The following is a 16774-nucleotide window of genomic DNA, read 5'->3' on the forward strand; positions in this document are numbered from 1 at the left end:
AGTGTGAAGGTATGGATCTTCTTTTAGCAGCATTACATGGGGAGATGCCAGAGTGGCCAATTGGGGCGGACTGTAAATCCGTTGCTGTATAGCTTCGAAGGTTCGAATCCTTCTCTCCCCACTGCGTTGAGGGTTGGACTGGAATATGGTGAGGGTAGCGGGTATGTATGCAATAGGCGGGAGTAGCTCAGTTGGTAGAGCGACAGCCTTCCAAGCTGTAGGTCGCGAGTTCGAGCCTCGTCTTCCGCTCTTGGGGTTCTATTAGGGCCGGTGTAGCTCAGTGGTAGAGTGCTTCCTTGGTAAGGAAGAGGTCACGGGTTCAAATCCCGTCATTGGCTCCATGTTGGAGCTGATGGAGGTATAGGTTTGGGTAAACCCAAAAGTATTTGGTTAATATTTTATTGTAAAATCTAAAGAATATAATTTATGGCAAAAGCGATATTTGATCGGTCAAAACCACATGTGAACATTGGTACAATCGGGCACGTTGATCATGGTAAAACAACTTTAACGGCTGCCATTACTTCTGTTTTGGCTAAGGCAGGGTTGGCAGAAAAAAAAGAATTTTCAACCATTGATGCTGCTCCAGAAGAAAGAGAACGTGGTATTACTATTAATACTGCTCACGTGGAATACCAGACCAAAAATAGGCACTATGCCCATGTGGACTGTCCTGGTCACGCTGATTATGTTAAAAATATGATTACGGGTGCTGCACAGATGGATGGCGCTATCCTGGTAGTAGCTGCAACAGATGGCCCTATGCCTCAAACGAGGGAGCATATTCTTTTGGCCAATCAAATTGGTGTGCCTAATATCGTAGTGTTCTTGAATAAAGTGGATGCAGTGGATGATCCAGAAATGCTCGAGTTGGTAGAACTTGAGGTCAGAGAACTTTTAAATGCTTATAAGTTTGATGGGGATAATACCCCTATTGTGCATGGTTCTGCTTTAGGCGCGTTGAATGGAGAACCCGAGTGGGAAGCAAAAATACAAGCATTAATGGATGCAGTAGATAGCTATATTCCGCTTCCTGTACGATTAGTAGATCAAGATTTCTTGATGCCTGTAGAAGGTGTATTTACCATTACAGGTCGTGGTACGGTTGCTACGGGCAGAATCGAAAAAGGTGTGATACATTCAGGTAATCCAGTGGAAATTATTGGTATGGGAGCTGAAAAGTTGACCTCTACTGTTACAGGTATAGAAATGTTTAGAAAAATTTTAGATAGGGGTGAAGCGGGTGATAATGTTGGTCTATTGCTTCGTGGTATTGATAAAGAGCGTATCCAACGTGGTATGATTATTTGTAAGCCAGGCAGTGTTAAGCCCCATAGTAAGTTTAATGCTGAAGTCTATATTCTAACGAAAAAAGAAGGTGGTCGTCATACTCCGTTTTTCAATAAATATAGGCCACAATGTTATTTCAGAACAACAGATGTTACGGGTGAGATAAAACTTCCTGAACGTTTGGAAATGGTTATGCCCGGTGACAATGTCAATTTAGAAATTACGCTTATCAATAGCATTGCTATGGAAGTTGGATTGCGCTTTGCTATTCGCGAAGGTGGTAGAACGGTGGGTGCAGGAAGGGTTACAGCTATTATTGAATAGTCCTGGCTGTTGTATCTTTTGTTTTCATAAAGAGCAAAAAAGTTTAGTGGTATGATGTAGACGGTTGTGGCTGCCATCCCTGTTTGTTTTACAGGTGCGTGTTTAACAGATTACGGGTGTAGCTCAATTGGTAGAGTGATGGTCTCCAAAACCATAGGCTGGGAGTTCGATTCTCTCCACCCGTGCATTAAAACGATATGTTAAAAGCAAAGATATTTATACAAAATTTGATACAGGAAATAAGGTGTAAGATTACCTGGCCTACTTACGATACGTTGCAAGCCAGTGCTGTAGTTGTGCTGGTAGCTTCTTTATTATTTGGGCTTCTTATTGGATTAATGGATTGGTCTTTGAAAAAAGCTTTTGTCTGGCTTTATAATGCTTTTTAAAAAACGGACTAGTTGAATGAATACGTTACAGTGGTATGTGCTTAAGGTAGTCAGTAAGCGGGAAGAAAAAATAAAGGCTAATCTGCAGGCAGAACTTATAAAAGAAAATTTGCAATATGCGGTTGGTGAAATATTAATACCTTATGAGAAAGTGTACGAAGTTCGTGCTGGAAAAAAACATGTGAAAAATAGAAACTTATTTCCTGGTTATATATTATTACAAGCCGATCTAACCAATGACCTCTTTGTACAATTACTAAAAAATATAAATGGAGCTTTGGGTTTCTTAGGCGTTAGGGGATGGGGAGCTGCTAGCCCGCCCGTTCCATTGAGCCAAGCAGAGGTGGATCGTATTATAGGTAAAACCAGTGATGTTGAGCCAGATCTAAAGCTAAGCACTATTTTTACCGTAGGGGAAATGATTGAAATTATAGATGGACCTTTTGCAGGATTTTCTGGAAAAGTGCAGGAAATTTTTGAAGAAAAGAAAACCATTACGGTAGTTGTTAAAATTTTTGATGAACGAAGTACTCCTGTAGAATTAAGTTATACACAAGTCAAAAAACTTTTTTAGTTCAGAGCAATGTTGATAGGGATTGGGTAAGGTTACTAAGCCTTAATTTCTAATTATTATGTTTTTAAAATTTATATATGGGTATGTCTAAGCCAGTTTTAGGTTATGTAAGGTTACGGGTTAAAGGTGGTTCAGCTAATCCTTCTCCACCAGTAGGTCCAGCATTAGGTAGTAAAGGCGTCAATATTATGGAGTTCTGTAAGCAGTTTAATGCTAGAACCAAAGACCAGCAGGGAGAGATTGTACCTGTAATTATTACGGTTTATCAGGATAAGACTTTTGATTTCATTGTTAAAACGTCTCCTACTGTTATTTCTATTATGAAACTTGCTGAGATCACAAAAGGTTCTGCTGAGTCGAATAGACGCAAGGTTGCGCATATTACTTGGGAAAAAGTTCAGCAAATTGCAGAGGCTAAACTTCAAGATTTAAATACTTTACATATACATGCTGCTATGAGGATGATAGCTGGAACAGCCAGGAGCATGGGCGTTACCGTACAAGGTATTGCGCCTTGGATTAAATAAAAGATAGGAAAATGGCGATTAAACCAATAAAAAAACGCAGCAATGCGGTTGCTGTTAAAGAGGTATATCCTTTAAGTGAAGCGGTTGAGCTTGTGCAAAAACACACTTTTACAAAATTTGATGCTTCAATGGATATTGCGATCCGCTTAGGTATTGATCCTAAAAAATCTGATCAAATGGTTAGGGGAACGGTAACTTTTCCTCATGGAACGGGGAAGAAATGTAGGATCTTAGTGCTGTGTACTGCTGACAAAGAACAAGAGGCAAAACTGGCTGGTGCTGATTATGTAGGGTTGGATGACTATATAGCAAAGATAGCACAAGGCTGGACAGATGTAGATGTTATTATAACCATGCCAACCGTTATGGCTAAACTAGGTAAGTTGGGCACCATATTAGGCCCTCGTGGACTCATGCCTAATCCTAAAGTAGGTACGGTGACAATGGATGTTGCTAAAATGGTTAAAGAGGTTAAGGGGGGGAAGGTGAGTTTTAAGGCTGATAAATATGGTATTGTGCACAGTAGCGTAGGTCGTGTATCTTTTGCTAAGGAAAAGATAGTAGAGAATATAATGGAAATGTTAAGAACTATTGTTAAATTGAAGCCTGCCTCTTCAAAAGGATTATATGTAAATAGTATCAGCCTATCTAGCACGATGAGTAGAGGCATTTTTGTAGATAGGAGTATTTCTGTGGGGCTTTAGAAAAATGAAACGAGTAGAAAAATTACAGGTTATAGAAGGTCTGGTGGAAAAACTTTCTACTTTCGGTTGTTTTTATGTGATAGACGCTATGGGTCTCACAGTAGAACAAGTAAATAAATTTAGAAAAAGTTGTGTTGTGCATAACCTCGTTTATCAAGTTGCTAAAAATACCTTAATTCAGCACGCACTTGAGCAATCGGGAGCGCGTGATGAGGAATATGCAACTTTCTTTTCAAAAGTATTGAAAGGCTTTTCTGGTATTTTGTTTACCAGTGAAGCGGGAAGTGCGCCTGCAAAAATGTTAAAAAACTTTTTAGCAGCAGAAAAATTGAATCTACCTATTTTAAAGGGGGCTTCTATTTATGGTGATCTATTCATTGGAGTAGAATGCTTGGATAGGTTGAGCACCCTAAAATCAAAAGATGAATTAGTGGGCGATATTATGGCACTTTTAAAGACGCCCATGTCAAATGTTATGGCTTCACTTCAATCTGGAGAAAAACGTTTGATGGGAGCTGTAGAAACCTTGTCGAATGCATTTGTTTAACAAGGGTAATTTCTGTTTTATATCTAGCCATCTAATCTTTTAATACACATTTTAATAAACATTTATAAACATGACTGATTTAAAAAGTTTAGCGGAACAACTTGTTAATTTAACTGTTAAACAGGCCAATGAGTTGTTTGATATTTTGAAAAAGGAGCATGGTATTGAACCGGCTGTGGCAGCTCCTGTTATGATGGCTGCTGGCCCTGCCGTTTCAGCTGAAACGGTATTAGAAAAAACAGAATTTGATATTATTTTAAAATCAGCAGGCGCTTCTAAGCTTGCAGTAGTAAAACTCGTAAAGGAAATCATTGGATGGGGATTGAAAGAAGCCAAAGAGTTTGTTGATGCTGCCCCAGGTACGTTAAAAGAAAAACTTCCTAAAGAAGAAGCAGAATCAATAAAAAGAAAACTAGAAGAAGCTGGTGCAGAAGTTGAGTTAAAGTAACGCATACCCTAAAAGCGCATATATAATATGTTGTATAAGGCATTGAACGCAACAGTTGCCTATCAGGACATGTACAAAGAGCATTTGCAAATGGGTTCCGGGGGCTCTTTTTGAATAATACTTGTGCATTTGGCTCCTTTCAAGATTTTGCATAGGTAACTTAGTATAAGTTAAAGTGCTTCTCTTTCTTACTTCCTGTATGCATAAACTATAAACGGGTCCTATCTTAGTGAAGAAAAAACAATCTAGTAAGCAGAATGGCCATGTGTCTTCTGCTGATGCCTCTGCAAATTATACCGATTTGCTTGAAGTTCAAATAAAGTCTTTTAGAGACTTTTTTCAACTGGGTGTTAGTCCAGAAAATAGAATGAGTGAAGGGCTCTATAGGGTTTTTATGGAGCATTTCCCTATCGAAGATGCTAAACGTAACTATACGTTAGGGTTTATCGATTATAATCTAGAGCTGCCCCAATATACCCCACGAGAGTGCATTGACCGTGGGTTAACCTACGACGTTCCTTTGAAAGCCAAATTACGTTTGCTGCAAAATGATGAACAAACGGGCAAATATGAAGGAATGGAACAAGAGGTCTTTTTGGGTAACATTCCCTATATGACCGAACAAGGCTCTTTTATTTTAAATGGTGTGGAGCGGGTAGTTGTTTCCCAGGTACATAAATCGTCCGGTATTTTCTTTTTTGAAAATAAACACATTAGTGGATCCAACGTTTATTCTGCCAAGGTTGTGCCTGCCAAAGGTATTTGGATTGAGTTTTCTGTTGATATCAATTCCGTGATGTATATCTATGTAGATAGGAAAAAGAAAATTCCTATTACGACTATGCTGCGTGCCATTGGGTATAGTAGCGATAAAGATATTCTGGATATATTTGGTCTTTCCGAAGAGGTGGAAGCCACTAGGGAAACGCTAGAAAGTCATATGGGCCGTAAAATAGCTGCCCGGGTCTTGAAAAGTTGGGCAGAAGAGTTCATAGATGAAGAAACAGGTGAAGTGCTTCCCTATACCAGGCATGAAGTCCTTGTGGAACGTAATACCACATTAGATGAAGCATCTATAGAAATGGTATTATCGTCTGGTGTTAGTTCTGTTTTTTTGCATAAATCAGATGCTGTTTATGCAGACTATAACGTTATTTATAATACGTTTAACAAAGACAGTGCCAATGATACAAAGGAAGCCATAGAGCAAATTTACCGCCAGTTACGTAATACAGAAGCGCCTGATTGGCAAATTGCACGTGACACGGTAGAAGGCCTGGTCTTTAGTAGCAAGCGGTATACCTTAGGGGAAGTTGGTCGCTATAGAATCAATAAAAAATTACATTTGGATGTACCGATAAAAACTTGTGTCTTAACGCAAGAAGATATCATACAAATTATTCAGTATCTTATTAAAGTGGTGAATGGTAAAGCAGAAGTAGATGATATTGACCACTTAAGCAACCGCCGGGTACGTTCTGTTGGAGAGCAGCTTTATACACAATTTGGTGTAGGGCTTTCTCGTTTAGCCAGAACCATTCGAGAAAGAATTAACGTTAGGGATAATGAAACCTTTAAACTTGCAGACCTTATTAATGCGCGTACGCTTTCCTCTGTTATCAATTCTTTCTTTGGAATAAATCCGCTTTCCCAGTTGATTGATCAGGTCAATCCACTTGCAGAAATAACCCATAAGCGTCGTGTATCCGCTCTAGGGCCTGGTGGACTTTCGAGAGATCGTGCTGGTTTTGAGGTACGAGACGTACACTATTCCCATTATGGCAGGTTGTGTACCATTGAAACACCTGAAGGTATGAATATTGGTTTGATCTCTTCACTTTGTATGTATGCACGTATAAATCGTATGGGTTTTATTGAAACCCCCTATAGAAAAGTGGAGAAGGGTAAAGTTAACTTAAGTGGTGAGATTTGTTACCTCAATGCTGCAGAAGAAGAAGGGGCAAATTTTGCACCAGCTAGTATTCGCTTAGATGAGAAGGGAACCATCCTGGACGAACGCGTTAAAGTCCGAAATGGAGATGAGTATCCTTTGGTCAAACAAGATCAGATTGACTATATGGATATTTCTAGTAGTCAGATTGCTTCGGTTGCTGCTTCCTTGATTCCATTTTTGGAACATAATGATGCCAGTCGTGCGCTAATGGGATCTAACATGCAACGTCAAGCGGTGCCTTTGATTAGGCCAGATGTGCCAATTGTTTGTACAGGTGTGGAAAAAAGAGTTGCGAAGGAATTTAGGGGATTGCCTACTGCCGAAGGTAGCGGAGTGGTTACCTATGTAGATAGTAGAAAAATTACCATTCATTATGATCGTTCAGAGGAAGAGGCACTTGTGGCATTTTCTGATGCTTCCGTAAGCTATACCATTGATAAGTTTAGAGGTACCAATCGCAGTACTTGTATTAACTTATCCCCGATGGTAGCCAAGGGAGATCTGGTACAAAAAGGTCAACTACTTTGCCAAGGATATGCTACTAAAAATGGAGAATTGGCACTTGGTAAAAATTTAAAAGTTGCTTTCTTATCCTGGAAAGGATATACCTTTGAAGATGGTATTGTTATTTCTGAGCGTGTGGTATATGATGATGTTTTTACTTCTATTCACATTAAAGAATTTGTTTTAGAAGTCAAGGATACTAAATTTGGTGCAGAGGAGCTGACCAATGAAATTCCAAATGTTAGTGAAGAAACCATTGGTAAATTAGATCCTAATGGCATTATTAAAGTAGGAACAGAAGTCAAGGAAGGAGATATTTTGATTGGTAAAATCACCCCAAAAGGAGAAATAGATGTAACCCCAGAAGCCAGACTTTTAAAAGCTATTTTCGGCGATAAGGCAGGTGATGTAAAGAATACTTCATTAAGGGTTCCTCCTGGTATGGAAGGTATCGTTATAGATACTAAAATTTTCTCTAGTCCCGAAAAAAGCAAAGAAAGTAAGCTCAAAGTGAAAAAAGAACTAGACTTATTGAGAAAAGCACATGCTAGGACGTTGCTTACGTTACGTGAAACAGCTATCCAAAAATTGGTAATGGTATTGGATGGGGTGGTTACAAATGGTATTTATCATCAGTTTGGTGATGAAATTATAGCAGAAGGGACACCATTTACCCCTGCATTGATTGCCGAAAAACTCTTCCCTAAGAAAAATATTTACCGGGATGAATCGCTCTACCATCTTCCAGAAGAAGTTAACCTGATGGGTGATCTTTTGCTTAGTAATTGGACCCATGATGCACATAAAAATGAGCTGGTGCAGCATATTATAGGGAACTATACTAAAAAACGTACGGAATGTATTGTGCGTTTTAAGCGTGAAAAATTCACACTAGAAGCAGGCGATGGATTACCTAAAGGCGTTGTAAAGATAGCCAAAGTGTATATTGCAGAAAAAAGAAAGCTCAAGGTTGGCGATAAAATGTCTGGAAGGCATGGTAATAAAGGCATTGTTTGTAAAATAGTACCGCAAGAAGATATGCCCTTTTTGGCAGATGGTACAGCTGTAGATGTGGTATTGAGCCCGCTTGCATTGCCTTCTCGTATGAACTTAGGTCAATTATATGAAACCGTATTGGGGTGGGCTGGGTATACATTAGGCGAGCGTTATACCAATCCTATTTTTGAAGGGATGGGTTTAGATGAGATTTCTTGTGAGCTTCAAAGAGCTGGCCTACCTGATTTTGGTAAAACAACTGTTTATGACGGTGGGACAGGTCTTCCATTTGAGCAAAAAGTTACCGTTGGGATAGTATATCTTCTTAAACTTGCCCATTTAGTAGATGATAAAATGCATGCCCGTTCCACGGGACCTTATTCTCTTATTACCCAGCAACCATTAGGAGGTAAAGCCCAATTTGGAGGACAAAGATTTGGTGAAATGGAAGTATGGGCGCTAGAAGCATATGGCGCAGCTTATACATTACAAGAGATGCTCAATACCAAATCAGATGATGTAGTGGGTAGATCTAAAGCCTATGAAGCAATTGTTAAAGGTAACAATATTCCAAAGCCGAATTTGCCTGAATCATTTAATGTATTGATTCACGAGCTAAGGGGCTTAGGACTTGAAATTACATTGGTATAATATAGTATCCGTTCAGTCATGTGGCCTATGCGTATCCGTGTTCGTACCAATTAGAAATAGGTATTCGTTCAATCGTGTGACCTATCCGTATTTGTTCACGTTCGTACCTAGCAATAGGTACAACAAATACAAGATCATAAAAAACGCGCCTTGAACAAAGCTGTGATTAGAAAATTTTAGTCTGAAAGCTGGTAGAAAATCAACTTGTTTAAGCCCAAGGCTGCAAGCCTGGGCGAGTTTTGATTTTCAGCTTTCAGGCTGAAATTTTCAACAGCTTTGTTCACCAGCGCTTGATTTTTTTTGGCTACTTTTTTTGATCAAGCAAAAAAAGTAGCTTTAAAAGAAGTAGTTTTTAAAAAAAATGGATAAAATCATCAATAATCTATAAAATATGGCTACTACGCAAGTGAAAGGATACTATAAAATAAGGCTGCCACGCAGGTGAACGGATACATAATATATAGCGAATTTGTTTTAGCTTTTCATATCTCATAACATCTCGTGTAACAAGTTTAACCCTATGAAGTTTAGAAAAAATAATTCACAATCCATTGAGTTTTCTGGTATTGTTGCCAGTCTTTCCTCTCCAGAGGTGATTTTGTCGCGTTCATCTGGAGAAGTTACCCTGCCAGAGACTATTAATTATAGAACTTACAAACCTGAAACAAAAGGATTGTTTTGTGAACGTATATTTGGTCCTGTAAAAGACTGGGAATGCCATTGTGGAAAATACAAAGGCATTCGCTATAAAGGCATCGTATGTGATAGGTGTGGAGTCGAGATTGCTGAGAAAAAGCAACGTAGGGAACGCGTTGGGCATATTGAGCTAGTAGTTCCAGTAACCCATATTTGGTATTTTAGGGTATTGCCCAGTAAGATTAGTTATTTACTTGGCATACCTACTAAAAAAGTTGAACAAATTGTATACTATGAACGGTATGTAGTGATCCAACCAGGTATCAAGCAGGAAAATGGGATAGCCGCTATGGATCTGTTATCTGAAGATGAATATCTTGATATTTTAGATCAATTGCCCCCAGAAAACCAGTTACTGAGCAACTCAGATCCCCATAAATTTATAGCTCAAATTGGTTCAGAAGCGATTGAGCGTATTATAAAAATGCTTGATTTAGAAAAACTTACCATTGAACTAAGGGAACAGTTGCTTAACGATACCTCTCAACAGCGTCGTTTGGAAATTGTAAAAAGGCTAAAAATTGTAGAGGGGTTTAGAGATACCAATAAACAAATAGAAAATCGTCCAGAGTGGATGGTGATGCGTATATTACCTGTTATCCCTCCCGAGCTGCGTCCACTTTTCTCTCTTGGAGGCGGTAAATTTGCTACTTCTGATTTAAATGATTTGTATCGCAGGGTTATTATCAGAAATAATAGGCTTAAAAGGCTATTGGATATTAAGGCACCTCAGATCATCATACGCAATGAAATGCGTATGTTACAGGAAGCAGTAGACTCTTTGTTTGATAATTCTCGTAAAGTAAATTCTGTGGCTTCGGAAGGCATTCGACCTTTGAAATCCTTGTCAGATATGTTGAAAGGCAAGCAAGGCCGTTTTAGGCAGAATTTGCTAGGCAAACGAGTAGATTATTCTGGTAGATCTGTTATTGTAGTAGGGCCTGAGCTTTTATTGCATGAGTGCGGATTGCCTAAAGAAATGGCGCTTGAGCTCTTTATGCCTTTTATTATCCGCAGATTAATAGAACGCGGGGTAGCAGAAACGGTAAAAGCTGCTAAAAAACTCATTGAAGAAAAAGAACCTGTTATCTGGGATGTCTTGGAAAATGTACTGAAAGGGCATCCAGTATTACTCAATCGAGCACCCACCCTTCATCGATTGGGTATACAGGCGTTTCAGCCTAAAATGATTGAGGGTAAAGCCATTCAATTGCATCCTTTGGTATGTACTGCTTTTAATGCTGATTTTGATGGTGACCAAATGGCTGTTCATGTTCCGCTTTGTCAAGAAGCTATTGCCGAGACTTCGTTGCTTATGTTAGCCTCTTGCAATGTGTTAAATCCTTCAAATGGAGTGCCTATTACCATTCCATCACGTGATATGATTTTGGGATTGCATTATTTGACCAAAGGCAGGCGTAGTACGCCGGATGATTGTGTATTGGGAGAGGGCATGTGTTTTTATGCTTCGCAAGAAGTGTTAATGGCATTGGCTCATGAAAAAATTTCTAAAAACGCCTATATTAAGCTTCGGATGGCTACAAAGCATGCAGATGGATCGACTGCACATACATTAATGGAAACTACAGTTGGCCGCGTAATATTCAATGAATATTGCCCGGATGGGATGGAATTTGTGAATGAAACGCTTAATGTTAGGAATATGCAACGCATTGTATCAGATATGTACAGCAAATTTGGTACGGTAGCTACCGTTAAATTTTTAGATAACATTAAAACATTGGGTTTTGAAGCAGCATTCAAAGCGGGAATGACCATTGGGTTAGATGATGTTAAAATACCAGCGACTAAAAGTTTACTTATTGCACAAGCCACTGAAGAGGTAGAATCGATTGGGGATAATTACATGCTAGGCTTGATAACCGATAATGAAAGGTATAACCAAGTTATTGACGTTTGGACCAGAACCAATACGCGTATTACCAATGAACTGATGGAGCAGCTGGAACAAGATCAACATTCCTTTAATTCTGTTTACATGATGATGAGTTCTGGCGCAAGGGGTTCCCGTGAGCAGGTTCGTCAATTAGGAGGAATGAAAGGGTTGATTACTAGGCCTAAAAAAAGCACACAAGGTGCAGTAGGAGAAATTATTGAACATCCCATTATTTCTAATTTCCAAGAGGGGTTGAATGTAATTGAGTATTTTATTTCTACGCACGGTGCCAGAAAGGGGTTAGCCGATACCGCTTTAAAAACAGCGGATGCTGGATATTTAACCAGAAGATTAGTAGATGTATCGCAAGATTTAACCGTAATTATGGAAGATTGTGGTACCATCAAGGGCATTACTGTACAAGCTGTACAAGTTGAAAATAGAGTGGTGGAATCGCTTGCAGAACGGGTATTGGGTCGTGTGGTTGTGGATGATGTAATTGATCCTAAAACAGGAGCATTATTGATCCATCGTGGTAGTGAAATTAATGAGCAAATGGCTTCCAAAATAGAAGCAGCTGGCATAGACGAGATATTTATACGTTCTGTGTTGACTTGTGATTTGTCTCAAGGGGTTTGTGTAAAATGTTATGGTAGAAATTTAGCTACCTGTAATACGGTATCAGTAGGTGAAGCGGTAGGCGTGATTGCTGCCCAATCTATTGGACAGCCTGGTACGCAGCTTACTATGAGAACTTTCCAAGTAGGGGGTATTGCTTCTAATATTGTAGTTGAGTCTAAGGTCAAAGCAAAGTATGCAGGTACTATACATTTTGAAGAACTTATGGTTACCCACTATTCAGACGAAAATGGAGAAATGGTTGAAGTAGTCATGAGTCGTTCTTCTGAACTGAAGATTATAAATCCTATTACAAAAAAAATATTAATGAGCACGCATATACCATATGGTGCACATCTTAAGGTAAAAAATAATCAACAAGTAAGCTATGATCAAGAACTTTACCATTGGGATCCTTACAATGTGGTCTTGTTGGCTACTCAAGATGGGTTGGTCAGCTTCCTAGATCTTGAGGAAGGCATTACGTATCAGGAGGAGTTTGACGAGCAAACAGGTCGTAAGGCAAAGGTTATGATTGAGTCTAGGGATAAGACAAAGCATCCAAGTATTGTTTTACGCGATGTAAATAATAAAACAGTTGCTTCTTATTCGCTTCCTATTAAGGCCCAGCTGGCAGTAGAAATAGGGGATAAAGTCTACAAAGGAGAAGTGTTGGCTAAGGTTCCGCGTATCATTAATCAATCTCGTGACATTACCGGTGGTTTGCCGCGTGTCGTGGAGCTTTTTGAGGCTAGAAAACCTGCTAATACTGCTTTTATTAGTGAATTGAGTGGAATTGTTACCTATGGTGGCATTAAAAGAGGAAACAGGACCATTATTATTGAGTCCAAAGAAGGCATACAGGTTAAGTATATGATACCATTGTCTAAACATATCTTGGTTCAAGACAATGACTACGTTAAAGTAGGGGAGCTGATCACAGATGGAGCTGTAGCTGCTTCCGATCTTTTGGTAACCAAAGGGCCAGTAGTAGCGCAAGAATATATTTTAAATGAATTACAAAGCGTATATCGCTTACAAGGTGAGAAAATTAATAATAAACATATTGAAATCATCATTAAGCAAATGATGCGTAAGGTAGAAGTGATTGATCCAGGGGATACTACTTTATTGCACGGGCAAATTATTGATAAGGTTAAATTCTTTGAGGAGAATGATAGAATTCGTGATCAGTATATTATTATAGAGCTGGGGGATTCTAAATTATTTAAATTAGGGCAGTTTGTTCCCCATCGTAGGTTACTACAAGAAAATGAAAAACTGCAACAACAAGGATTGGCGGTTGTGCAGGCAAGAGTAGTAGAATTGGCTATTGCCCAGCCAAGGTTACAAGGTATAACCCAAACTTCTTTGGCCACGGAAAGCTTCTTGTCCGCAGCTTCTTTCCAAGAAACATCTAAAGTATTGAGTGATGCTGCTATTAGTGCTAAATATGACAAGTTAAAAGGGTTAAAAGAAAATATTATTGCCGGTCATTTGATTCCTGCCGGAACAGGTATGCAAAAATATAGAAAATTGGTAGTAACTTCTAAAAAAGAATATGATGCTTTGGTGGGTGCTAAAACCCATGTAGCAGAAGTTATGAGTGGTAATAACTAAGGAGGTTTTAAATAAATTTAATTATCCGTTCATTTGCGTGGCAGAAATATTTTGTAGATTATAGCGAAAAGCTACTTTTTAAAGCTACTTTTTTAAAGCTACTTTTTTGATCAAGCAAAAAAGTAGCCAAAAAAAATCAAGCGCTATCTATATGCAAATATATGCAAAATAAAAATCTAAAAAAAGAAGTTGCACCATTATGGTTTCTTTCTGTAGTGGTATTAGCAAGTAATTGTGGGGGCAGTAAAATCGGCAATAGAAGCCATAATCATGTTGAAAAGAATCAATCTGGAAAGAAAGATAATAAGGATGAAAAGAAAGACAGTAAGGGCGAAATAAAAATAAATCCTGCTTCAGGAGGAGGTGGAGGAGGAATAGGAGCAGCAACAGAAGAANGTCTCCTGGAGAATAATCTGCAAGTGTGGTGTTCCGTGTGGACTGACCTGTATGATCATAGGTTGTTTCCGGAGGAGCCCCCCAAGAATTGGAAGCAGGACGCGAAGGCCTGTCAGGAGTTTCGGAAAATCCAAGCGAGCCTACGGAATTGGCTAAATCGGAAAGAGATCCGGCAGGAGTTGCTGCGTGGGAGAAAGGTAAGGTTTAATCCTATCATAACAGCAATGCCTAATATACGGTTTGATTTCTAATACCTAATGTATCCGTTCAGTGGTGTGGCCTATGCGTACTGTTTGAGCCCTAGGCCGCAGGTCTGGGCGAGTTCTGATTTTCAGCTTGCAGACTAAACTTTTAACAGCTTTTTTCACCAGCGCTTGATTTTTTTGGTTACTTTTTTATCAAGCAAAAAAGTAACGAATAATTTAGTAATTAAATAATTAAATTAAAAACATTTCTGCCACGCAAATGAACGGACAATGGCGTCAACTTAAGGTTTAGCTGTTATTGATAACCAATTAGAATAGGAGGGTAGGCTAATCATGAATTGCCTTAAGTTGACGCCATTGAATGAACGGACACCAAAATTTTCTTCTTACCTGCCACTAAAGGGAAGCCTCCATAGTAAGTATTTCCGCACAAACCTGTTCAATAAAATCATTTACAGGAATGTTTGTGGGTACACCTCGCTTCCGAACGGAAAGGGTCTTATCCATCATTTCTTTGTCGCCTACAACGAGTATATAAGGAACTTTGCGCAATGTGGTATCCCGAACTTTTTTTCCAATCGTTTCATTACGTAGATCCAGCACACTGCGCACACCTCTTTCTAGCAACATTTGATGGACATCCATAGCATAGACATTATGCTTGTCCGAAAGGGATAATAAGGCTACTTGTTCTGGTGCCAACCATAAGGGAAAATTACCTCCCGTTTGCTCAATAAGAATAGCAATAAAACGTTCCAAAGAACCAAATGGTGCTCGATGAATCATTACAGGTGTATGCTTCTGGCCATCAGCACCTATATAAGAAAGACCAAACCGCATAGGCAGTTGGTAATCCAACTGCACCGTACCCAATTGCCATTTCCGTCCCAAAGCATCTTGTACAATAAAATCTACCTTAGGACCGTAAAAAGCAGCTTCACCCATAGCACAAATCGTTTGTAAACCTTTCTCTTGTGTAACTTCTTGAATGGCTTGCTCTGCCAGATCCCAATCCGCTGACCTACCTATATACGCATCACTATTTTGATCTCTAAAAGAGAGGCAAGCGGTATAATTGGTAAAATGAAATATACCAAACACGTATAACACCAAATCTATTACAGCTGCAAACTCCTCTCGTACTTGATCTGGGCAGCAAAAAATATGGGCATCATCCTGGGTAAAAGAACGTGTACGTGTCAACCCATGTAGGGCCCCATGTAGTTCATAGCGATAAACGGTTCCAAACTCTGCCAAACGCAAAGGTAGATCTTTGTAGGAACGGGGCTCACTGTTATAAATTTCACAATGATGGGGACAATTCATCGGTTTTAACAGATACGTCTCATCTGATTCAGCTGTACAAATGGGTTGAAAACAATCCTCCTTATATTTATCATAATGGCCAGAAGTAATGTAGAGCGCTTTGTGACCAATATGAGGCGTTATAACAGGCTGATAACCTCGCTTAGTTTGTTCTTTTTTAAGAAACTGCACCAAAGTGTCACACAATAAGGCCCCTTTGGGTAACCAAAGGGGTAATCCCAGACCTACTTTTTCAGAAAAAGTAAAAAGTCCAAGCGCTTTGCCTATTTTTTGATGGTTGCGTTTTTTTGCCTCTTCTCGTAACGTTAGAAACGTAGTTAACGCTTTTTTTTCGGGGAAGGTAATACCATAAATACGGGTTAGTTGTTTATTTTTTTCATTGCCAAGCCAATAAGCTCCACCCATATTTAAAATACGAACGGCCTTAATAAATCCGGTATGGGGCAAATGAGGGCCTCTACATACATCTATAAAATTTCCCTGCTGATAAAAGGTAATCGTGTGCTCTTCAAGCCCTTCTACTAATTCCAACTTATAGGCGTTTTTTTGGTTAGCAAAAAAATCAACTGCTTCCTGCTTAGCAAGCGTTTGACGAATAAAAGGCTCCTTGCGTGACGCTAATGCCAAGATTTTTTTTTCTATGGCTTCTATGTTTAGGCCATCAGATGCATGTATCCCTATATCTACATCGTAGTAAAACCCTTGATCAATAGCGGATCCTATACCTAATTTAATATCCGGATAAAGTATGGTTAAAGCTGAAGCCAAAAGGTAGGCAGAAGAATGCCAAAACAGCTGTTTGCCCTCCTGATCATCCCAGGTAAGAAACCGAATAGTTGCATCCACTTCAATAGCACGCATTAAATCATAGGTTACACCATTAACCTGCAGTGCTAAAACACTTTGTATAAATGGCAGATCGATTTGATGGGCAATTTGCAAACCCGTAATACCTTTTGGAAATTGTTGTGGAATAGTATCAACTACAATAGTAATCATTTGGTTTGGATCATTGTTGTACATGACTTCACTATATTTTCCAATTATCTTCCAATGATCGTGTAAGACAGCAGTATGCAAAGCTACGCTATTTGGCTTAGGCTAACC

10 protein-coding genes and 4 tRNA genes are annotated in these 16774 nt (G+C 39.1%); 13 read left to right on the forward strand and 1 reads right to left on the reverse strand.

Annotation, left to right across the window (positions count from 1 at the left end; all coding sequences use genetic code 11):
• The first annotated feature begins 38 nt into the window (after window positions 1-38).
• From EDM02_RS02525 to rpoC, 13 genes are all read left to right on the forward strand, one after another.
• A tRNA-Tyr gene (locus tag EDM02_RS02525) sits at window positions 39-121 on the forward strand.
• A gap of 55 nt (window positions 122-176) precedes the next feature.
• Window positions 177-249 (forward strand) — tRNA-Gly (locus EDM02_RS02530).
• A 17-nt stretch (window positions 250-266) separates the two neighbouring features.
• Window positions 267-341: transfer RNA gene (locus EDM02_RS02535), tRNA-Thr, on the forward strand.
• Between the two features lie 85 nt (window positions 342-426).
• Window positions 427-1614 carry an elongation factor Tu gene (gene tuf, locus EDM02_RS02540; protein ID WP_123662817.1) on the forward strand — a complete coding sequence of 396 codons (1188 nt, stop codon included), beginning with the start codon at window positions 427-429 and terminating at the stop codon, window positions 1612-1614.
• Between the two features lie 112 nt (window positions 1615-1726).
• A tRNA-Trp gene (locus tag EDM02_RS02545) sits at window positions 1727-1799 on the forward strand.
• Window positions 1800-1811: 12 nt separating this feature from the next.
• Window positions 1812-2003, forward strand: coding sequence for a preprotein translocase subunit SecE (secE, locus tag EDM02_RS02550; RefSeq protein ID WP_123662819.1), 192 nt, complete (start codon window positions 1812-1814; stop codon window positions 2001-2003).
• A gap of 16 nt (window positions 2004-2019) precedes the next feature.
• Complete coding sequence (nusG, locus tag EDM02_RS02555) at window positions 2020-2577, forward strand: transcription termination/antitermination protein NusG (protein ID WP_123662821.1); 558 nt, start codon at window positions 2020-2022, stop codon at window positions 2575-2577.
• A gap of 83 nt (window positions 2578-2660) precedes the next feature.
• Window positions 2661-3104: a 50S ribosomal protein L11 gene (gene rplK, locus EDM02_RS02560; protein WP_123662823.1), complete on the forward strand. Its 444-nt coding sequence runs from the start codon at window positions 2661-2663 to the stop codon at window positions 3102-3104.
• 11 nt (window positions 3105-3115) lie between these two features.
• A complete protein-coding gene (rplA, locus tag EDM02_RS02565; protein ID WP_123662825.1) occupies window positions 3116-3808 on the forward strand; it encodes a 50S ribosomal protein L1 in 693 nt (230 codons plus the stop codon).
• A 4-nt stretch (window positions 3809-3812) separates the two neighbouring features.
• Window positions 3813-4355: a 50S ribosomal protein L10 gene (gene rplJ / locus EDM02_RS02570; protein WP_123662827.1), complete on the forward strand. Its 543-nt coding sequence runs from the start codon at window positions 3813-3815 to the stop codon at window positions 4353-4355.
• Window positions 4356-4425: 70 nt separating this feature from the next.
• Window positions 4426-4803: a 50S ribosomal protein L7/L12 gene (rplL, locus tag EDM02_RS02575; protein ID WP_123662829.1), complete on the forward strand. Its 378-nt coding sequence runs from the start codon at window positions 4426-4428 to the stop codon at window positions 4801-4803.
• A 229-nt stretch (window positions 4804-5032) separates the two neighbouring features.
• Window positions 5033-8908 (forward strand): DNA-directed RNA polymerase subunit beta, encoded by a 3876-nt coding sequence (gene rpoB / locus EDM02_RS02580; protein WP_260215029.1) that lies wholly within the window; start codon window positions 5033-5035, stop codon window positions 8906-8908.
• A 520-nt stretch (window positions 8909-9428) separates the two neighbouring features.
• Entirely contained in the window at window positions 9429-13739 is a 4311-nt protein-coding gene (gene rpoC, locus EDM02_RS02585) for a DNA-directed RNA polymerase subunit beta' (RefSeq protein WP_123662833.1), read from the forward strand.
• Window positions 13740-14737: 998 nt separating this feature from the next.
• Here the strand turns inward: rpoC and thrS are convergent.
• Window positions 14738-16690 carry a threonine--tRNA ligase gene (gene thrS, locus EDM02_RS02595; protein WP_260215030.1) on the reverse strand — a complete coding sequence of 651 codons (1953 nt, stop codon included), beginning with the start codon at window positions 16688-16690 and terminating at the stop codon, window positions 14738-14740.
• Window positions 16691-16774: the final 84 nt, after the last annotated feature.

The organism is Candidatus Cardinium hertigii (assembly GCF_003788695.1).

Bases quoted from the DNA above. Each gene is read 5' to 3' on its own strand.
- tuf (WP_123662817.1), top strand. From the start codon at position 427: ATGGCAAAAGCGATATTTGATCGGTCAAAACCACATGTGAACATTGGT.
- secE (WP_123662819.1), top strand. From the start codon at position 1,812: ATGTTAAAAGCAAAGATATTTATACAAAATTTGATACAGGAAATAAGG.
- nusG (WP_123662821.1), top strand. From the start codon at position 2,020: ATGAATACGTTACAGTGGTATGTGCTTAAGGTAGTCAGTAAGCGGGAA.
- rplK (WP_123662823.1), top strand. From the start codon at position 2,661: ATGTCTAAGCCAGTTTTAGGTTATGTAAGGTTACGGGTTAAAGGTGGT.
- rplA (WP_123662825.1), top strand. From the start codon at position 3,116: ATGGCGATTAAACCAATAAAAAAACGCAGCAATGCGGTTGCTGTTAAA.
- rplJ (WP_123662827.1), top strand. From the start codon at position 3,813: ATGAAACGAGTAGAAAAATTACAGGTTATAGAAGGTCTGGTGGAAAAA.
- rplL (WP_123662829.1), top strand. From the start codon at position 4,426: ATGACTGATTTAAAAAGTTTAGCGGAACAACTTGTTAATTTAACTGTT.
- rpoC (WP_123662833.1), top strand. From the start codon at position 9,429: ATGAAGTTTAGAAAAAATAATTCACAATCCATTGAGTTTTCTGGTATT.
- thrS (WP_260215030.1), bottom strand. From the start codon at position 16,690: ATGTACAACAATGATCCAAACCAAATGATTACTATTGTAGTTGATACT.